Genomic DNA, 389 nt, shown 5'->3' on the forward strand with positions numbered 1-389 from the left:
GGTTCCCAATGTGCGTGGTCCTAGTGGGGGCGTTGCCCCCGCCGGACGGCTCCCCCTTAAGTGCAGTAAGGAAGAAGGGCGCGGCGTCGTGGCGATCTACCATTGTTCGGTCAAAGTCATTTCGCGGGCCACCGGACGCAGCGCGGTCGCCGCCGCCGCCTATCGCTCGGGCGAGCGGCTGACCGACGAGCGCCTTGGCAAATGCCACGACTACACGCGCAAGTCGGACATCGAGCATCGCGAGATTATGGCCCCCGATCGCACGCCCGACTGGATGCTCGATCGCGCCAGTCTGTGGAACGGCGTCGAGGCGGCGGAGCGGCGCAAGGACGCCCAGCTTGCCCGCGAAGTGGAAATCTCCCTTCCGCGTGAACTGGACGCGGAGGGGC

General features: G+C 67.1%; 1 protein-coding gene. It reads left to right on the forward strand.

The genetic code is table 11. The annotated features are described in order from the left end of the window. Positions 1 to 88: 88 nt before the first annotated feature. Positions 89 to 389 (forward strand): MobA/MobL family protein (locus ACODSN_RS16420; RefSeq protein ID WP_489056559.1); only part of this gene is annotated, 301 nt, incomplete at its 3' end.

The sequence above is a fragment of the Sphingobium sp. FG11 genome, from assembly GCF_057809915.1.